Origin of the sequence: Pseudoxanthomonas sp. PXM03 (assembly GCF_014852005.1) — a bacterium.
Lineage (GTDB): Bacteria > Pseudomonadota > Gammaproteobacteria > Xanthomonadales > Xanthomonadaceae > Pseudoxanthomonas_A.
This window is the reverse complement of the sequence record NZ_JACVAU010000002.1, coordinates 416,972-433,534: the sequence shown is the minus strand read 5'-3', so window position 1 is coordinate 433,534 and position 16,563 is coordinate 416,972. Positions and strand designations below refer to the sequence as shown.

The following is a 16,563-nucleotide window of genomic DNA, read 5'->3' as shown; positions in this document are numbered from 1 at the left end:
GTGATGTCCGCTGCCAACCGGAGGCGGACAGGAGGCCTGACCGTTCTCTGTAATCCTCAATGAGGAACGATTCGACACTGGACGCAAAAGGCTAGCCACCCGTCCGTGACTAATATCTCAACGGGTTACACGTTGATGGTTCAGAGTGTCCCCGGTAAGCTCGCCACATGAATACCTCCATCGCCCCAGCTGCGGCCAGTCGTGGGCCGGCTACTCATGATGTCCGCGACCAGATCGTGGTCGCGGCGACTGAGCACTTCAGCCACTACGGCTACGAGAAGACCACCGTTTCTGATCTGGCCAAGGCGATCGGCTTCTCGAAAGCCTACGTCTACAAGTTCTTCGAGTCGAAGCAGGCCATTGGCGAGGCGATCTGCTCTAACTGCCTGATACAACTCGAACAAGAAATCCATCAGGCCCTTGAGGGCGTGGAGCAGCCTGCAGAGCGACTGAGAAAGCTTTTCAAGGCATCTACTGAGGCGCATCAGCGGCTCTTCTCCCAGGACCGAAAGCTCTACGAGATAGCGCAGTCGGCCGCCGCCGAGCGGTGGCCATCCGTGTTGGCATACGAGGCAAGACTTCGTGCACTACTTCAGGAAATTCTCCAGCAGGGCCGGGATTCGGGCGATTTCGAGCGCAAGACACCTCTGGATGAGACCACCGATGCAATCCATCTCGTGTTGCGCCCCTACCTGAATCCACTTTTGTTGCCGCATAGCCTGGACCATAGCGAGCAAGCTCCCATGCTGCTCTGCAGCCTTGTACTGCGGAGCCTGTCTCCTTGAAAGAATTTCTAAGTGACTATTGACTAAAATAGTCACAAGTAGCAGAGTGCCGTCCAGATTGGACTGACGGAACTCCTCCATGCGTCAATTTGTTAAAAATTCATTGATCCTTGCGCTTGCGAGTGTCTTGGTGGGTTGCGGTACCGAAGCGGCGTCTGATCCCAGAACAAAGGCGCCTCTGGTACGCACGGCGACGGTAGGGGGGGATAGCGCTGCGTATCGCGCATTCACAGGAACGGTAGCGGCGAGAGTCCAGAGCGATCTCGGATTCCGCGTTCCAGGCAAGGTGTCGCAGCGGCTAGTGGATGCGGGGCAGAAGGTCCGGCGCGGGCAGGTCTTGATGCGCATTGACCCGGCCGATCTTCATTTGTCGGCACAAGCACAACAGCAGGCCGTCGTAGCCGCGCAAGCCCAGGCCAGACAAGCGATTGCCGATGAGGCGAGGTATCGCGCCCTGCTCGGCACGGGCGCCATCTCCGCCTCGTCGTATGACCAGAGCAAGGCCGCAGCCGATGCGGCACGCGCCCAGCTGAGTGCCGCCAAAGCCCAGGCGCAAGTGGCCAGCAACGCCAATCGCTACGCCGAGCTTCTCGCCGATGCGGACGGTGTAGTGATGGAAACACTGGCCGAGCCAGGCCAGGTAGTGAGCGCCGGCCAGCCTGTCGTGCGCCTTGCGCGAACAGGAGAGCGCGAAGCCATCGTGCAGCTTCCCGAGACGCTGCGCCCCGCATTGGGCTCGGTCGGGCAGGCGAAGCTCTATGGCGATCGCAGGGATCCAGTGCCTGCCAAGCTTAGGCAACTCTCTGACGCGGCCGACCCGCTGACACGCACCTACGAGGCCCGGTATGTCCTGGACGGCGCGCTTGCAGAGGCCCCCCTGGGCGCCACGGTCACGGTCGAAATTGCAGATGGCATGCAAACCGCCGCCGCACTGCAGGTCCCCATCGGCGCACTGTTCGATCCGGGGAAGGGGACCGGCGTCTGGGCGCTGGAGGGCAAGCCCGTCAAAGCGGTCTGGCGTCCCGTCCAGGTAGTGGGACTCTCGGATGACATGGCGCAGGTCAAAGGCAACCTGGAATCAGGCCAGAAAGTCATATCGCTCGGCGCGCACCTGATCAAGAACGGCCAGATCGTCATGCCGATGGCCGAACTCAAAAGCGTGTCTTCCGGGGCTCAGCCATGAGCGAAGGGCGATTCAATCTTTCGTCGCTCGCGGTGCGTGAGCGTTCGATCACCGTGTTCCTTCTGTTCCTGATCTCGGCGGCGGGCGTCCTCGCGTTCTTCCAGCTGGGTCGCGCCGAGGACCCGCCCTTTACGATCAAGCAAATGACGGTCGTAACGGCGTGGCCGGGCGCGACAGCGCAGGAAATGCAGGACTTGGTGGCCGAGCCGCTGGAGAAGCGGCTGCAGGAACTGAGGTGGTACGACCGCTCCGAGACCTACACGCGCCCGGGCTTGGCATTCACGATGGTGTCCTTGCGCGACACCACGCCGCCCTCTCAGGTGCAAGAAGAGTTCTATCAGGCGCGCAAGAAGCTGGGAGACGAGGCCAAGAGGTTGCCTGCCGGCGTCATCGGGCCGATTCTCAACGACGAGTACGCCGACGTGACATTTGCCCTCTTCGCCTTGAAGGCGAAGGGCGAGCCACAACGGCTACTGGTGCGTGATGCCGAGGCGCTGCGCCAACAGTTGCTGCATGTGCCCGGGGTCAAGAAGGTCAACATCATCGGGGAGCAGCCTGAGCGCATATTCGTATCCTTTTCACATGATCGGCTGGCGACGGTAGGCGTCAGCCCACAGGACATTTTCAGCGCACTCAACAGCCAGAACGTGCTGACGCCAGCCGGTTCGATCGAGACCCGGGGGCCGCAGGTGTTCGTGAGGGTAGAGGGCGCGTTTGACAACTTGGAGAAGATCCGCCAAACGCCGATCGTGGCGCGCGGACGCACGCTGAAGCTCTCCGATGTAGCCACCGTCGAGCGTGGCTACGAAGACCCCGCTACTTTCCTCGTTCGCAACAACGGCGAACCCGCGCTCCTGCTGGGCGTTGTCATGCGCGACGACTGGAACGGACTGGACCTTGGTGAAGCGCTGGAGTCGGAAGTCAGCAAGATCAACGCCCAACTGCCTTTAGGCATCTCGCTTGCCAAAGTCACCGACCAGGCTGTGAACATCAGTTCGGCGGTCGACGAGTTCATGGTCAAGTTCTTCGTCGCACTGCTCGTGGTGATGCTGGTGTGCTTCATCAGCATGGGCTGGCGCGTCGGCATCGTGGTCGCCGCAGCCGTACCCCTGACGCTGGCCGCAGTGTTCGTCATCATGGCGGCCACTGGCAAGAACTTCGATCGCATCACGCTGGGCTCGCTCATCCTGGCATTGGGACTGCTGGTGGACGATGCCATCATCGCCATCGAGATGATGGTGGTGAAAATGGAGGAGGGATACAGCCGTGTCGCTGCTTCGGCGTACGCCTGGAGCCACACCGCCGCGCCCATGCTGTCGGGGACGCTGGTCACCGCCGTCGGGTTCATGCCCAACGGTTTTGCGCGATCCACTGCCGGCGAATACACCGGCAACATGTTCTGGATCGTCGGCATCGCGCTCATCGTGTCCTGGGTGGTGGCGGTGGTATTCACACCCTATCTGGGCGTGAAGCTGTTGCCGGACATCAAGAAGGTGGAAGGTGGGCATCAGGCCATCTACAACACCCGCAACTACAACCGCTTCCGGGAACTGCTGGCGCGTGTGATCGCGCGCAAGTGGCTGGTTGCCGGCACGGTGGTGGGACTGTTCGCGCTGGCCGTCGTCGGCATGGGCGCGGTCAAGAAGCAGTTCTTCCCCACCTCGGACCGACCGGAGGTACTGGTCGAAGTGCAGATGCCCTATGGGACCTCCATCCAGCAGACCAGTGCCGCGGCGGCGAAAGTCGAAGCCTGGCTTGCGAAGCAGAAGGAAGCCCGCATCGTCACGGCCTACGTCGGGCAGGGCGCTCCACGCTTCTTCCTGGCAATGGCGCCCGAGCTGCCTGACCCGTCGTTCGCCAAGATCGTCGTCCTGGCCGGCGATGACAGGGAACGGGAAGCCCTGAAGTTCAAGCTGCGCGAGGCGATCGCAGACGGGCTGGCACCCGAGGCGCAGGTGCGCGTCACCCAGATCGTGTTTGGTCCACCTTCCCCGTTCCCGGTGGCCTACCGGATCATGGGGCCGGATACGGACAAGCTGCGAGACATCGCTGCGGAGGTCGACGCCGTCATGCGGGCCAGCCCGATGATGCGCACGGTCAATACCGACTGGGGACCCCGCGTACCCACGCTGCACTTCGCACTGGACCAGGACCGCCTCAACGCCGTCGGCCTGACCTCTAGTTCGGTGGCGTTGCAATTGCAGTTCCTGCTCAGCGGTGCACCGCTCACGGACGTGCGCGAAGACATCCGCTCCGTGCAGGTGGTGGGCCGCGCGGCGGGCGAGACGCGACTGGATCCGCAGAAGATTGCGGACTTCACCCTGGTCGGCACGGCAGGGCAGCGCATCCCGCTCTCTCAGGTGGGTACCGTGGAAGTGCGCATGGAGGATCCGATCCTGCGCCGGCGCGATCGCACGCCCACCATCACCGTCCGTGGCGATATCGCTGAAGGCCTGCAGCCTCCGGACGTTTCCACGGCGGTCATGAAAGAACTGCAACCGCTGATCGAGCGACTCCCAGCGGGCTATCGCATTGAGCAGGCAGGCGCGATCGAAGAGTCCGGCAAAGCCACGACTGCGATGCTCCCGCTGTTCCCGATCATGATCGCACTCACGTTGCTCATCATCATCCTGCAGGTGCGATCCATCGCAGCGATGATCATGGTATTCGCCACCAGTCCGTTGGGACTGATTGGCGTGGTGCCGACATTGATCGTCTTCCAGCAACCATTCGGCATCAATGCCCTCGTCGGACTGATCGCCTTGTCAGGCATTCTCATGCGCAACACGCTGATCCTGATCGGGCAGATCCATCACAACGAGCAGGAGGGTTTGAGCCCGTTTGATGCCCTTGTCGAGGCAACGGTACAGCGGGCGCGGCCGGTGATCCTGACCGCGCTGGCCGCGATCCTGGCCTTCATTCCGCTGACGAGTTCGGTTTTCTGGGGAACGCTGGCTTACACCCTGATCGGCGGCACTCTGGCGGGAACCGTCCTGACGTTGGTTTTCCTGCCGGCCATGTACTCGATCTGGTTCAGGATCAAGCCGTCCTCACCCGATGAAAAAGCCGAGCCTGTGCTCGCCCCCGCGCACTGAGCCGCGGTCCGGCACATGAATTCAGATCCGATCAAGAAGGCAGCCATGGAAAAGAAGATTGTTCTGGTCACCGGGGTTTCCTCCGGTATCGGGCGCGCCAGTGCGAGGGCGCTCGCTGATGCGGGCTGCATGGTGTACGGCAGCGTGCGCCAGCTTGACCACGCGGAGCCCGTGAAGGGCGTGACGCTCGTGCAACTGGATGTCCGCGAGCAGGCAAGCATTGATCATGCGGTCGCCACCCTCATCGCGAGGGAGGGGCGCATCGATGTGCTGGTGAACAACGCGGGTCAGAATCTGGTCGGCTCGGTCGAGGAAACCGGAATACCGGAAGTCGAGTCGTTGTTCGACACCAATGTGCTCGGCGTGATGAGGGCCATCCGCGCCGTGCTGCCCCACATGCGCGCGCGCCGCGCCGGTCGGATCATCAACCTGAGCTCCGTGCTCGGATTCCTGCCGGCGCCCTACATGGGCATCTACGCGGCCAGCAAGCACGCCGTTGAGGGCCTGTCCGAGAGTCTGGATCACGAGCTGCGCCAGTTCGGCGTGCGGGTCACGCTGGTGCAGCCCTCCTTCACCAACACCGGCTTCAAGATGAACACGCAGCGCGCCATCGCCCGCGTGTCTGACTACGACCGTGAGCGCGAACTCGCACTACGAGCGATTTCCCGCGCATCGGACGAGGCTCCTGATGCGGCCCTTGTGGCCGACCTCATCGTCGAGGCAGCCCTCGGAAAGTGGAAGATGCGTCGCACGCCCGCCGGCCAGGCATCGCTGCTGGCGAAACTGCGGCGCTTCATGCCTGCCGGGCCGGTGGATGCCAGCCTGCGCAAGACGTTCGGGCTCGCCTGAGCCAAAGCGCATTGGGCGATCTCGAGATGAATGCATCCGCGAAGCGCTGGGAACGCGTGCGTACACATACCCGGGCATGCATCCTTGAAGCGGCTGCCCAAGCGTTCGAGGCTTCCGGCTATGACGACACGGGCATGCATCAGATCGCGGAGATCGCGGGGTACACGAAGGCGACTGTCTACGCACACTATCGCGATAAGGCGCGCCTGTTTGCGGCTGTCATGGAGCTGCATGCATCGGGCTTTCCCGTGGTCGTTGTGCCTTCTGATCCAGAGTCCGAGCTAAAAGATGTGTTGGCCCATGTCGCCCTCGAAATTCAGAAGCTGACTCAATTGGCTGCGTGTCGACGCTTCTGCGGAACGCTCCAGCGTTCCGCAAACGGCGTGGCCTTCTATGCTGAACTCTGGGACGCTTATCTGGCGCCTTACAAGGCGTACATTTGCTCGGCCATGGCTCTCGAGGGGATCGATATGGCAGAGGAGCACGCCGGTCTGTATCTGCAGTTACTTCTGCAGGCGAGCGCGCTGCAGGTCGCGCCGCTAGCGCCGACGAGCGCCGACGCAACGCTGAGCCTCTTTCGTCGAGCGTTTCAGGGCCCAAGCTCACGTGATTAGGCCATCTCATCGAAGTCCCAATGTCTGGCACATCTCGCGCACAGCGTTGAACGGTATGTGCCAGGTGAGCCTACTAACCTTCCACTCAGAACGCGGAGCCCATCACCATGAATGACGTCATCATCATCGGCGGCAGCTTCGCCGGTCTCGCTGCCGCCCTGCAACTTGGCCGTGCCCGTCGCAAGGTCACCGTTCTCGATACCGGCCTGCCGCGCAATCGCTTTGCCGGTCACTCGCATGGTCTGCTCGGCCACGATCACAAGCCGCCGCTGGACATCCTGGCCGAAGCGCGGCAGCAGCTGGCGCGCTATCCGACGATCAGGCTGGTCGATGCCAGGGCCGACAGCATCTCCGGCGCCATCGACGACTTCTCTGTTCTTACCGCAGATGGCGAAAGCCTTGGGGCACGCCGCCTGATCCTGAGTTATGGCGTTGTCGACCAAATCCCTGATGTCCTCGGTTATGCCGAAGGCTGGGGCAAAGCAATTGTGCCTTGCCCCTATTGCGACGGCTTCGAAGTTGCGGGACAACACTGGGGTCTTGTTTGGTCCGGCCCCCAGTCCATGAATCAGGTCAGGCTGTTCCACGATTGGACCGACAGGTTGACGGTCTTCGCCGATGGCCACGACATTGCACCCGATGTCCGGACCGACCTGGCGCGTCGCCACGTAGCTGTCGCTGATGGCCGCATAGTCGGGATTGTTGGTCACGGTGAGCATGAAGCCAGCGTCAAGCTCGATACCGCCCCCGATGTTGCGGTCGACATTCTGTTCGCGCATCCTCGCACCAAGCCGTCCGCAAGCCTGCACGAGTCACTGGGCCTCGACACGGTCACTACGCCTACGGGCATCGCCCTCAAAGTCGACGAGCGCCGCGAAACCAGCATGCCCGGCATCTACGCCGCCGGCGACCTCGCCAACCCCGGCTTGCCCTCGGTCACTACGGCAACATGGCAAGGCGCGATGGCGGGCATCTTCGCCCAGCAGTCGATGCTGGTTTGAGAGCAGAAATCGGAGAATGAGCATGGACGCGGAACCGGACAGTTCGGGTGTGCGTTTCCCCCCGCCCTTCATCTACCTGGGAGCGCTGCTGTCGGGGCTGGCGGCGGAGCGGTTCGTCACTCTGCGCTCTTTCGGCATCGATGGGTGGTTGCTGGTCGCGACGGGCACGCTGCTGTTCGTTGCCGGAGCGACGATGATGCTTGCGGCGGCGGAGCTGTTCCGGCGGCTGGGCACCAACGTTCCGCCGTCGCAGCCAACGACCCTCATCGCAACGGGCGGCCCCTATCGGTGGACGCGTAATCCCATGTACCTCGGTATGGCCCTTGTCTACGCCGGCCTTGCGATCGGCTTGGACGGGCCGATCGCCTTCGCCTTGCTTCCGTTGGTGCTGATAGTGATCCAGACGCAGGTAATCGCCCGCGAGGAGCGCTATCTCGAAGCCAAGTTCGGCGACGACTACCGCCGCTACAAGACCAAGGTTCGACGCTGGCTCTGACTGCCAAGCCAAGCAATAGCCTTATCGGCATAGCGGGCGCGAGTATTCGAATACCTCGCTCGCTGGTCGAGCCACTATGCTTGGTGGCCATGGAGAAGGTGGGATTCATTGACATGCGACGAGTGCTATTTGCGGTTCTGTGCGGCGTCGCGATGTCTTGCGCTGCCGCAGATCAGCCAGCACGCAAGGTTGAACTGGACATCGCCGAGGCGTTGGAGCCGATAGACCGCTCTTACGCGCTCTCGGTAGGCTCGGACTATCCGGGTACCCTGATCCGGGAGGACTCGCAGGCACATTTGGCGGCCGCGGCTGATGAGCTTGGGTTCAAGTATCTTCGCTTTCATGACCTCTTTCACGATGCGCTGGGTACGGTGCGTCAGGTCGATGGCCAAATCGTCTATGACTGGACCAGGATCGATCAGCTGTACGACGCGCTGCTGGCCAAGGGCGTCCGCCCTTTCGTGGAGCTCGGATTCACACCCGCTGCACTGAAGACATCCGACCAGTCGCTCTTCTACTGGAAGGCCAACACATCGCACCCCAAGCCTGCCATGTGGCGCCATCTGATCGACGCATACCTGCGGCACGTGATCGCCAGGTATGGCGTCGATGAGGTGCGCAGCTGGTATTTCGAGGTGTGGAATGAGCCCAATCTGAAGGACTTTTGGGAGGGCGCCGACCGGGATGCATATTTCGAGCTCTACTCCAATACGGCCAGAACCCTTAAGGCAGTGGACTCCCGATTGCGTGTGGGCGGTCCATCCACGGCGGGCGCGGCCTGGATCCCGGAGTTTCTGGCATTCTGCGATGACAAAGAGGTGCCGATCGATTTCGTCACCACGCATACCTATGGCGTCGATGGCGGTTTTCTGGATGAAGAGGGCAGGCAGGACACCAAGCTGCTGAGTTCGCCGGATGCGATCATTGCGGATGTGCGCAGGGCACGGAAAGAGATCGATGCGTCGGCCTTCCCGGGCCTACCCCTCTATTTCACGGAATGGAGCAGCAGCTACAGCCCCAGGGACGTCGTGCATGACAGCTACATCAACGCCCCCTATGTGCTGACCAAGTTGAAGCAGGCGAGGGGGCTGGCCCAGGGCATGAGCTACTGGGCCTACACCGATCTTTTCGAGGAGGCCGGCCCGCCCCCGGCTTCCTTCCACGGTGGATTCGGTCTCATGAATCGTGAGGGGGTGCGAAAGCCGACATGGTTCGCCTACAAGTATTTGAATCAGCTCACTGGGCGCGAAATTCCCACCAACGATGAATTGGCATGGGCATCCGTGGATGAAAGGAAGATCACGATACTCGCCTGGGACTGGCAACAACCCGTCCAGGACGTCAGCAACAGGCCGTTCTATACCCGCAAGCTGGTCGCCAGACCGGCGGTACCGCTCTCTATCCATCTGAAGAGCGTCCAGCCGGGGAGCTACCGGTTGAAGGTGCATCGTACGGGATACCTCAAGAACGACCCTCTGTCGGCTTACATAGACATGGGCTTGCCGTCAGACGTGAGCGCAATGCAGCTGAACGCCCTGCAGTCCGCTACTTCCGATCAAGCCGAGCAGGACAGGATGTTGCGTGTAGGCAGCGACGGACTTCTCAACCTCGATCTGGCGATGCGGAGCAACGACGTAGTCCTGGTCACGTTGGAGCCTCAGCAGAGATAGGCTGCCCATGCGTTCATGCGTTCATGCGTTCATGCGCTCTTCGCCCTCATGTTGACGTTGGCTCAGATGACAACGCTGGTGTCCCTATGAACGCGCTCGAGGAGTCGCTGCAAGGACCATAGCTCCGTGTCGGCGCCGGGGTCGGAGCAGACATTCCAGCCGGGACCGGGCTGGATGACATGCGCTCACTTGAACCAGCTGAACCCGGATTCGATTTGCTCATGATCGATACGGAGGCTGGCCTTGGCCGTGGATTCAGTTGATCGACGCAACATGCTGAAAGCTGCGCAGGCAGCAGGAGTGTTGCAGATGGAGTGCAGGAAGAGGGCCGGTCGCACCGACAGCCAGAAGGCGTTGATGTGGGGCCGCAGGCCCGTGCTTTCGCCTGTGCAGGTCCTTGAATCGTTCCCCTGTCGTTTGGAGCGACAGGGAGTTCCAGGGCCGGGCTGTTCGCGGGCCGCTACACCATCTGCACCACGACCTTGCCCTTGGCTCGCCCGCTTTCTGAGTGGGCCAAGGCTTCGTTGGTGTCCTTGAACGGGAACACCTTGTCGACGACGGGGCGGATCGCGCCAGATTCGATGAGGGTGGAGATCTCGCGCAACTGAGCCCCATCGGCGCGCATGAAGACGAACGTGTACTCGACATTCTTCTGCTTCGCCTTCTTGCGGATGCCTCGGCTCAACAGGCGCATCACCTGCTTGAGCGGCCATGCCAGTCCACGCGCAGTGGCGAACGCCGGGGTGGGCGGACCGGATATCGAGATGAGATGCCCGCCCGGCTTGAGAATCCGGAGGGATTTGTCCAGCTCATCGTTGCCAAGGCTGTTGAGCACCACGTCGTAGTCATGAAGCGCGGCGGCGAAATCCTGCTGCTTGTAGTCGATGACGACATCCGCGCCCAGGGCCTTCACCCAGGCGACGTTGCCCGTACTCGTGGTCGTGGCGACGAAGGCGCCAAGATGTTTGGCAAGCTGGATGGCGATGGTCCCGACGCCGCCGGAGCCGGCTTGGATAAGCACTTTCTGGCCCTTGGTCAGCCTGGCGGTTTCAACCAGCACCTGCCACGCCGTCAGGGACACGAGAGGGAGGGAGGCGGCTTCCACCATGTCGAGATTCTTCGGCTTGAGCGCCAGCGATGATGCCTTGATGGCGATGAGCTCAGCGAAGGTGCCGATGCGGTCGTCGTCGGGGCGTGCATAGACTTCGTCGCCCGGCTTGAACTGATGGACGCGGGCACCGACGCGCACGACCGTGCCGGCCACGTCGTTGCCCAGGATCAAGGGAAAGCGATAGGGCAGGATCAGCTTGAACGCGCCACTCTTGATCTTGGAGTCGAGCGCGTTGACGCCTGCGGCATGAACCTTGACGAGGACATCATCATCCCGCAGGTCCGGCTCGGGCACATCGCCGATGCGGCCGGTCTCTCTTTTTCCGTAGCGATCGATCACGAAGGCTTTCATGGTGCTGCGTCTCTGAGTGGGTGGTGTGGCCAGGTGGAAGTGCGGTGTCGTGACCGGGCAGGGCAGGCGTCAGTCGCCGAGGAACGCTAACGCCTTGGGCACGAACCCGGCGTGATACGGGAAGATGGCGCCGTGCCCGGGGTCCTCGTGGATGACAAGTTGCGAGTGGGGAGTGCGGCGCGCCATGTCGAAACTGTTGGGCGTGGGCACCATTCTGTTGCGGGCCGACAAGGCGCGGCCCGCCGTATTCCAGCCTCAGACAGCGACGCGGTAGCGCTCGGCGGCCTGCGCCTGGCGGATGTCGGTGAGCAAGGCCTGGCGCGTGGCGTCCAGGGTGTCCCAGCGTGCGGCCACATGCAGGGGAGGAATGGTGACGGCTTCGCGGCGATCGAATCCGACCAGCGCCGCATCGACCAGTTCGCCCACGTCCATCACCTCGGGCAATGTGTTGATGTCGATACCGGCACGCTCCCAGATTTCGGTGCGGGTGGCCGCAGGGAGGACCGCTTGCACGTACACCCCTTTGGGCGCCAGTTCCAGGCTCAGCCCCTGGGACAGGAACAGCACGAAGGCCTTGGTCGCGCCGTAGACGGACATGCCGAATTCCGGTGCCAGGCCCACGACGGAGCCGATGTTCACGATCGCACCTTCGCCGGCCTCCACCAGCCGCGGGGCGACGGCGGCGGCCAAGCGTGTCAGCGCGGTCGTGTTCAAGGTCACCAACTGCTCGATGCTGTCGGCCGACTGGTCGATGAAACCACCGGACTGCGCGACGCCTGCGTTGTTGATGAGGATGCCGATGGCGGCATCGTCGCGCAGGCGCGCTTCGACCGTGACCAGTTCATCGCGGCGGGTGAGGTCGGCCGGCAGCACCTCGATGGCGACGCCCGTTTCCTGGCGTAGGCGAGCGGCCAGTGTTTCCAGGCGCGCGTTGTCGCGTGCGACAAGCACGAGATCGTGGCCACGTCGCGCGAAGCGTTCGGCATACGTGGCGCCGATGCCGCTGGAGGCGCCGGTGATGAGGACGGTAGGAAGAGAGGACATGGGCTTTCTCTGTGTGTCAGGGTGGGGATCAAAGGGGTCGATACGCCAGACAGTGGGACGCCACCGCAAAGCAGCGGCATCCGGGTCTACCCAGCGCGTGTGTCGGCCAAGGTCGGGTAGTCGGTGTAGCCCTGGGCGTCGCCGCCGTACAACGTGGCCGGGTTCAGAGCGGCAAGCGGAGCACCGGTCTTCAGGCGCTCGACCAGATCGGGGTTGCTGATGAAGGCTCGACCAAACGCAATCAGATCCGCCTTGCCCTCGGCGAGGCGGGCAGTCGCCAACTGCAGGTCGTAGCCGTTGTTCGCCAGATAGGTGCGCGTGAAGCGGCGGCGCAGGCCATCGAAGTCGAACGGCGCCACCTCGCGTGGGCCACCCGTGGCGCCTTCCACCACGTGCAGATAGACGATGCCGAGTGCATCGAGTTGTTCGACGATGTAGTCGTACTGCGGCTGTGGATCGCTGCTGGAGATGGCGCCGGCCGGCGACACCGGCGAGATGCGTACGCCGGTGCGGTCGGCACCGATTTGCTCGACCACTGCGGCGGTGACTTCCAGCAGCAGGCGCGCGCGATTCTCGATGGAGCCTCCGTAGGCGTCGGTGCGCTGGTTGGCGCCGTCCTTGATGAACTGTTCCAGCAGGTATCCATTGGCGCCGTGGATCTCCACGCCGTCGAAGCCGGCCGCGATCGCGTTGGCGGCGGCCTGGCGGAAGTCGTCGACGATCCCCGGCAGTTCGTTGATGTCCAGCGCACGCGGCTCGGAAACATCGGCAAAGCCGTTGTTGACGAAGGTCTTGGTCTGCGCGCGGATGGCGGAAGGGGCGACAGGCGCGGCATCGCCGAGCAGATCGACATGGGAGATGCGGCCAACGTGCCACAGCTGCGCGAAGATGCGCCCGCCTTGGGCATGCACGGCATCCGTTACCTGACGCCAGCCGTCGATCTGGTCCTGCGTGTACAGGCCGGGGGTGTCCTGGTAACCCTGGGCCTGCGTCGAGACCTGGGTGGCCTCGGTGATGATCAGTCCAGCCGAGGCGCGCTGCGCGTAGTAGGTGGCGGCAAGCGCGCCGGGCACCAGGCCGGCACCGGCGCGGTTGCGCGTCAGCGGTGCCATGACGATGCGGTTGGCGAGGGTCAGCGGGCCGAGTGGGTAGGGTTGGAACAGCGTGGTATCGGTCATGTCGTACCTGAGGTGTGAAGGTGGATTGGGATGGCGGGTAGAGCGCCTCTCCCGGATCCCGTCCTGATCGAGACATCAATGATGATGACCGTAATCATTGATGTCAATGGTTTGATTATGAGCGTCATCTATCGGTGATATAGTGCGGACCTTCCGCAGGCGGGACGTCCAGAGACACGGGTCATGAAGGTCACCAAGCAACAAGTGCAGGCAAATCGGGCGCGCATCGTCGAAACCGCGTCCACCCTGTTCAGGGAGCGGGGTTACGACGGCGTGGGCGTCGCGGATCTGATGGCGGCTGCCGGCTTCACCCATGGCGGCTTCTACAAGCATTTCGGCTCCAAGACCGACCTGATGGCAGAAGCGGCAGCCTGCGGCCTGGCGCGCTCCGCGGACGCCGCGATGAGCGGCGATCCGGCTGACTTCATGAGCTATTACATTTCCCGGGAACACCGGGACAACCCGGGCAGTGGCTGCACGATGGCCGCGCTCTGCGCGGATGCCGCGCGCCAGCCGGAATCGGTCAAGGCGGCGTTTGCGGCCGGCATCGAGCGTCAGTTGTCGGCGCCAGCGCGCCAGGAACAGGCCCCGGGCGACAACGAGAGCGACGAGGCGCGTGCGCGCCGGATCGTCCTGATGGCCCAGGCCGTTGGAGCGGTGGTGTTGTCGAGGTCCTGTCCCGACGATTCACCGCTGGCGGACGAAATCCTGGAGGTCTGCCGGGCGCATGTCCTGGCGCGGCTACCGACTGAACGGCCTGCCTGAGCCCCTTCCCCGTGAAGTGCCATGGACCTCACCGAGCAGTACTGCGCTCCATGAGCGCTTGCTCGATCCGGTGGGAACCTGATGATGCTGTGGGGTGGCGGGTCGCTGCATGGCCTTCAGGCAATCCCCGGCACGCATGGGCGCTTCGACGAACGTCCGTGTCTGGCCGGAAGTCCTCGTAGCCCCATAGCGGAGGGAGCCGGCCCCATCCGCAAGCCACGGAATGTCGCCGGCAACCTTACGCTCCCCGACGCTGACGTGCCCGTGCCTTGCGCGCGACATGCAGAGACGTGCGCGCGAGTGCCGGAGCATCGGGGGCGCAAGCCTCGAACACCCGGTCGCGGGATCTGCAGGCTCGGCCGCAGGCTTCGGATATCCGCGCGTCACCCAGCGAGCGTCGTCGGCGACGGGTCGAGGCTTGCAGCGGCACGTGTTTCTCCCTTGCCTGCGAGCCGCCGAGGGTTGTCGGCGCGTCTTGGTGCCTTGCGCGCAGGTGTTTCCGGCCCAATGGTCACGCTCCGGACCTGGCGGGCGAGTTTCCCGGGCTTGCCGAAGGGATGAAGCGGACCGCATTGCGCTGTCGATGACGGCCGTCCGGCTTCCCGAGGGCCAACGCCGCCGTCGCGCTGCTGGAAGCAGTGCGATCGTCAGCCGCACGTGGGCCTGCTGCATTGTCGCGCCGGTATCGGGTCAGGGACGCCAGACCACCCAATCGCCGGGGGCCACCTGTTGGACGTCCATCGATCTCTCGTGCGCCGCTTCGCGCAGTCGACCTGGCGCGTCGTCCGCTTCCACGTATTCCTTCATGCCGGTGACGCCGTAGTGGATCGGCACCAGCGTGCGCGCGCCCAGGATGGTGGCGGCGGCGACCGCCTGCTCGGGCGTCAGCACGCCCGGCTGGCCGCTGACGGGCTGTCGCCAGCCGAATCGCGCGCCGTTGATCGGGAGGAAGACCGCATCGAACGGCCCGAACTGGCGGCCGATGCGCCACCAGTGGCCGTGCCATAGCGTGTCGCCCCCATGGAAGATGCGGCGTCCGCCGGCAGCGACCACCCACGACACCTGGGTGTCGCCATAGCCGTCCGACGCAGGTACCGGCGTGGCGGTGAAGTCGCCCAGCAACTGGGGTTCCCACAGCGCGCTCGGTCTCGCGCGTGCGCTGGCCGGCATCGGCAACGGCTGTGTCCCCGCTGGATAGGCGAGCACACCGCCGCGGCCGAGCGCATCCGCCACGGCGCGCGCATCGAAGTGGTCCGAATGCGTATGGGTGATCAGCACGCTGGTCTCGCCGACGCTGTCATCCACCGGCACCAGCCGGTCACCGAGCGCGGTTCCCCAGGCGTCCGGGTTGACCAGGGGATCGATGAACAAGGTCGCCTGCGGCAACTGCAGGCGGATGCCGGCCCACGCCAGGCGCTGGACGCGCAGCGTGGGTGCTGGGCCTGACGCCAGCAGGCTGCCCGACGGCAGCAGCGCCGCGGCGGATGCGGCCACGCAACCCGCGAGGAACCGCCTGCGGCCTTCCATGTGCGGACCACCGTTCATGCGTGCATCTCCCGGGATGCGAGGAAGGCATCCAGCGCGAAGATCGCCTGCGACGTGATGACCTCGAGATTGTGGCCATGCCACGCGCGTTCGAACGCCGTCGGCACCACGCCCGGTGCGAGGCAATCCTCGATGCGGATCGTCGCGATCCGGTCGTCGGCTTCCACCGCCGATACCTGCGTGCGGCAGCGGACCACGGCATCCCGCAGCTGGTCGAGATAGTGCAGGGCATTGTCGAGCACCACCGCATCGAACCTGCCGATGTGTCCGCCTATCACCGTCCCGCGGCCGAACTGGCGCATCCGCCCGATGGCGGCGCGGAGCAGGGCAGGATCGGCCTTCGACAGGTAGACGATGTTGCCGACGATGTTGTCGCCCGCGCAGACCAGGTCCGCCGTGGGCACGTCCACGCTCAGGTGGTCCATCGTCTTGCCCGGGTTGTGGAGGAAGCGCAGCGCATGCGCGCCCCAGCGGAGGACCATGTTGTCGAACACCATGTCCGGCTCCCGGTAGAGCGCATCCACGCGGCGGTTCTGCGACAGGTAGGCATGGCGATGGTGCCGATGGGCCATCGTCAGCGCGTCGGGAAACAGCGACATGCCGGCGATGTGGTCGCTCATGAAATGGGTGGCGGCGAGCAGGCGCACGGTCTTGCCCAACTGCCCGCACAGCACGTCGCGCAGGTGTCCTGCGTCCTGCGCACTGCCCAGCGAATCGACCAGCAGCACGTCATCGCCATCGATGAACGCGGTGGCGACGGATTGCACGTCGTCTCCGACAAACATCAGCACGTCGGTATGCACTTCTTCGAACTTCACGAGGGTCGCCTTGCCGTGGGTGGCGACATGGTGGCCAATGCCCTCGGTGGCCACAAAC

At 63.7% G+C, this 16,563-nt stretch carries 14 protein-coding genes; 9 read left to right on the top strand and 5 right to left on the bottom strand.

Annotation, left to right across the window (positions count from 1 at the left end; genetic code table 11):
• The first annotated feature begins 167 nt into the window (after positions 1-167).
• The 8 genes from IB223_RS10790 (at position 168) to IB223_RS10755 (ending at position 9,693) form a co-directional block, all read left to right on the top strand.
• Positions 168-785, top strand: coding sequence for a TetR/AcrR family transcriptional regulator (locus IB223_RS10790; protein WP_192201659.1), 618 nt, complete (start codon positions 168-170; stop codon positions 783-785).
• A 79-nt stretch (positions 786-864) separates the two neighbouring features.
• Entirely contained in the window at positions 865-1,968 is a 1,104-nt protein-coding gene (locus tag IB223_RS10785) for an efflux RND transporter periplasmic adaptor subunit (RefSeq protein WP_192201658.1), read from the top strand.
• Positions 1,965-5,063: an efflux RND transporter permease subunit gene (locus IB223_RS10780; RefSeq protein WP_192201657.1), complete on the top strand. Its 3,099-nt coding sequence runs from the start codon at positions 1,965-1,967 to the stop codon at positions 5,061-5,063. The genes IB223_RS10785 and IB223_RS10780 overlap by 4 nt, the downstream gene beginning before the upstream one ends.
• Positions 5,064-5,078: 15 nt before the next feature.
• Positions 5,079-5,912: an oxidoreductase gene (locus IB223_RS10775; protein ID WP_225591005.1), complete on the top strand. Its 834-nt coding sequence runs from the start codon at positions 5,079-5,081 to the stop codon at positions 5,910-5,912.
• Positions 5,913-5,938: 26 nt separating this feature from the next.
• Positions 5,939-6,526, top strand: coding sequence for a TetR/AcrR family transcriptional regulator (locus tag IB223_RS10770; protein WP_192201655.1), 588 nt, complete (start codon positions 5,939-5,941; stop codon positions 6,524-6,526).
• 107 nt (positions 6,527-6,633) lie between these two features.
• Positions 6,634-7,527 carry an NAD(P)/FAD-dependent oxidoreductase gene (locus IB223_RS10765; protein ID WP_192201654.1) on the top strand — a complete coding sequence of 298 codons (894 nt, stop codon included), beginning with the start codon at positions 6,634-6,636 and terminating at the stop codon, positions 7,525-7,527.
• A 16-nt stretch (positions 7,528-7,543) separates the two neighbouring features.
• Positions 7,544-8,023, top strand: a complete 480-nt coding sequence (locus IB223_RS10760) for an isoprenylcysteine carboxylmethyltransferase family protein (protein WP_225591004.1) — start codon at positions 7,544-7,546, stop codon at positions 8,021-8,023.
• Positions 8,024-8,136: 113 nt separating this feature from the next.
• Complete coding sequence (locus tag IB223_RS10755) at positions 8,137-9,693, top strand: beta-xylosidase (RefSeq protein ID WP_192202394.1); 1,557 nt, start codon at positions 8,137-8,139, stop codon at positions 9,691-9,693.
• 460 nt (positions 9,694-10,153) lie between these two features.
• On the opposite strand, the gene IB223_RS10750 is transcribed toward IB223_RS10755, so the two are convergent.
• From IB223_RS10750 to IB223_RS10740, 3 genes are all read right to left on the bottom strand, one after another.
• Positions 10,154-11,155 carry an NADP-dependent oxidoreductase gene (locus IB223_RS10750; protein WP_192201653.1) on the bottom strand — a complete coding sequence of 334 codons (1,002 nt, stop codon included), beginning with the start codon at positions 11,153-11,155 and terminating at the stop codon, positions 10,154-10,156.
• Between the two features lie 255 nt (positions 11,156-11,410).
• Positions 11,411-12,199 carry an SDR family oxidoreductase gene (locus IB223_RS10745; RefSeq protein WP_192201652.1) on the bottom strand — a complete coding sequence of 263 codons (789 nt, stop codon included), beginning with the start codon at positions 12,197-12,199 and terminating at the stop codon, positions 11,411-11,413.
• Positions 12,200-12,285: 86 nt separating this feature from the next.
• Positions 12,286-13,377 carry an alkene reductase gene (locus IB223_RS10740; RefSeq protein WP_192201651.1) on the bottom strand — a complete coding sequence of 364 codons (1,092 nt, stop codon included), beginning with the start codon at positions 13,375-13,377 and terminating at the stop codon, positions 12,286-12,288.
• A gap of 183 nt (positions 13,378-13,560) precedes the next feature.
• On the opposite strand from IB223_RS10740, the gene IB223_RS10735 reads away from it, so the two are divergent.
• Positions 13,561-14,142 carry a TetR/AcrR family transcriptional regulator gene (locus IB223_RS10735; protein ID WP_192201650.1) on the top strand — a complete coding sequence of 194 codons (582 nt, stop codon included), beginning with the start codon at positions 13,561-13,563 and terminating at the stop codon, positions 14,140-14,142.
• 690 nt (positions 14,143-14,832) lie between these two features.
• Here the strand turns inward: IB223_RS10735 and IB223_RS10730 are convergent.
• Positions 14,833-15,687 carry an MBL fold metallo-hydrolase gene (locus IB223_RS10730; protein WP_192201649.1) on the bottom strand — a complete coding sequence of 285 codons (855 nt, stop codon included), beginning with the start codon at positions 15,685-15,687 and terminating at the stop codon, positions 14,833-14,835.
• Positions 15,684-16,559, bottom strand: a complete 876-nt coding sequence (locus IB223_RS10725; RefSeq protein ID WP_192201648.1) for an MBL fold metallo-hydrolase — start codon at positions 16,557-16,559, stop codon at positions 15,684-15,686. Before IB223_RS10725 ends, IB223_RS10730 begins: the two co-directional genes overlap by 4 nt.
• Between the last annotated feature and the right edge of the window lie 4 nt (positions 16,560-16,563).

Bases quoted from the DNA above. Each gene is read 5' to 3' on its own strand.
- IB223_RS10790 (WP_192201659.1), top strand. From the start codon at position 168: ATGAATACCTCCATCGCCCCAGCTGCGGCCAGTCGTGGGCCGGCTACT.
- IB223_RS10785 (WP_192201658.1), top strand. From the start codon at position 865: ATGCGTCAATTTGTTAAAAATTCATTGATCCTTGCGCTTGCGAGTGTC.
- IB223_RS10780 (WP_192201657.1), top strand. From the start codon at position 1,965: ATGAGCGAAGGGCGATTCAATCTTTCGTCGCTCGCGGTGCGTGAGCGT.
- IB223_RS10775 (WP_225591005.1), top strand. From the start codon at position 5,079: ATGAATTCAGATCCGATCAAGAAGGCAGCCATGGAAAAGAAGATTGTT.
- IB223_RS10770 (WP_192201655.1), top strand. From the start codon at position 5,939: ATGAATGCATCCGCGAAGCGCTGGGAACGCGTGCGTACACATACCCGG.
- IB223_RS10765 (WP_192201654.1), top strand. From the start codon at position 6,634: ATGAATGACGTCATCATCATCGGCGGCAGCTTCGCCGGTCTCGCTGCC.
- IB223_RS10760 (WP_225591004.1), top strand. From the start codon at position 7,544: ATGAGCATGGACGCGGAACCGGACAGTTCGGGTGTGCGTTTCCCCCCG.
- IB223_RS10755 (WP_192202394.1), top strand. From the start codon at position 8,137: ATGCGACGAGTGCTATTTGCGGTTCTGTGCGGCGTCGCGATGTCTTGC.
- IB223_RS10750 (WP_192201653.1), bottom strand. From the start codon at position 11,155: ATGAAAGCCTTCGTGATCGATCGCTACGGAAAAAGAGAGACCGGCCGC.
- IB223_RS10745 (WP_192201652.1), bottom strand. From the start codon at position 12,199: ATGTCCTCTCTTCCTACCGTCCTCATCACCGGCGCCTCCAGCGGCATC.
- IB223_RS10740 (WP_192201651.1), bottom strand. From the start codon at position 13,377: ATGACCGATACCACGCTGTTCCAACCCTACCCACTCGGCCCGCTGACC.
- IB223_RS10735 (WP_192201650.1), top strand. From the start codon at position 13,561: ATGAAGGTCACCAAGCAACAAGTGCAGGCAAATCGGGCGCGCATCGTC.
- IB223_RS10730 (WP_192201649.1), bottom strand. From the start codon at position 15,687: ATGAACGGTGGTCCGCACATGGAAGGCCGCAGGCGGTTCCTCGCGGGT.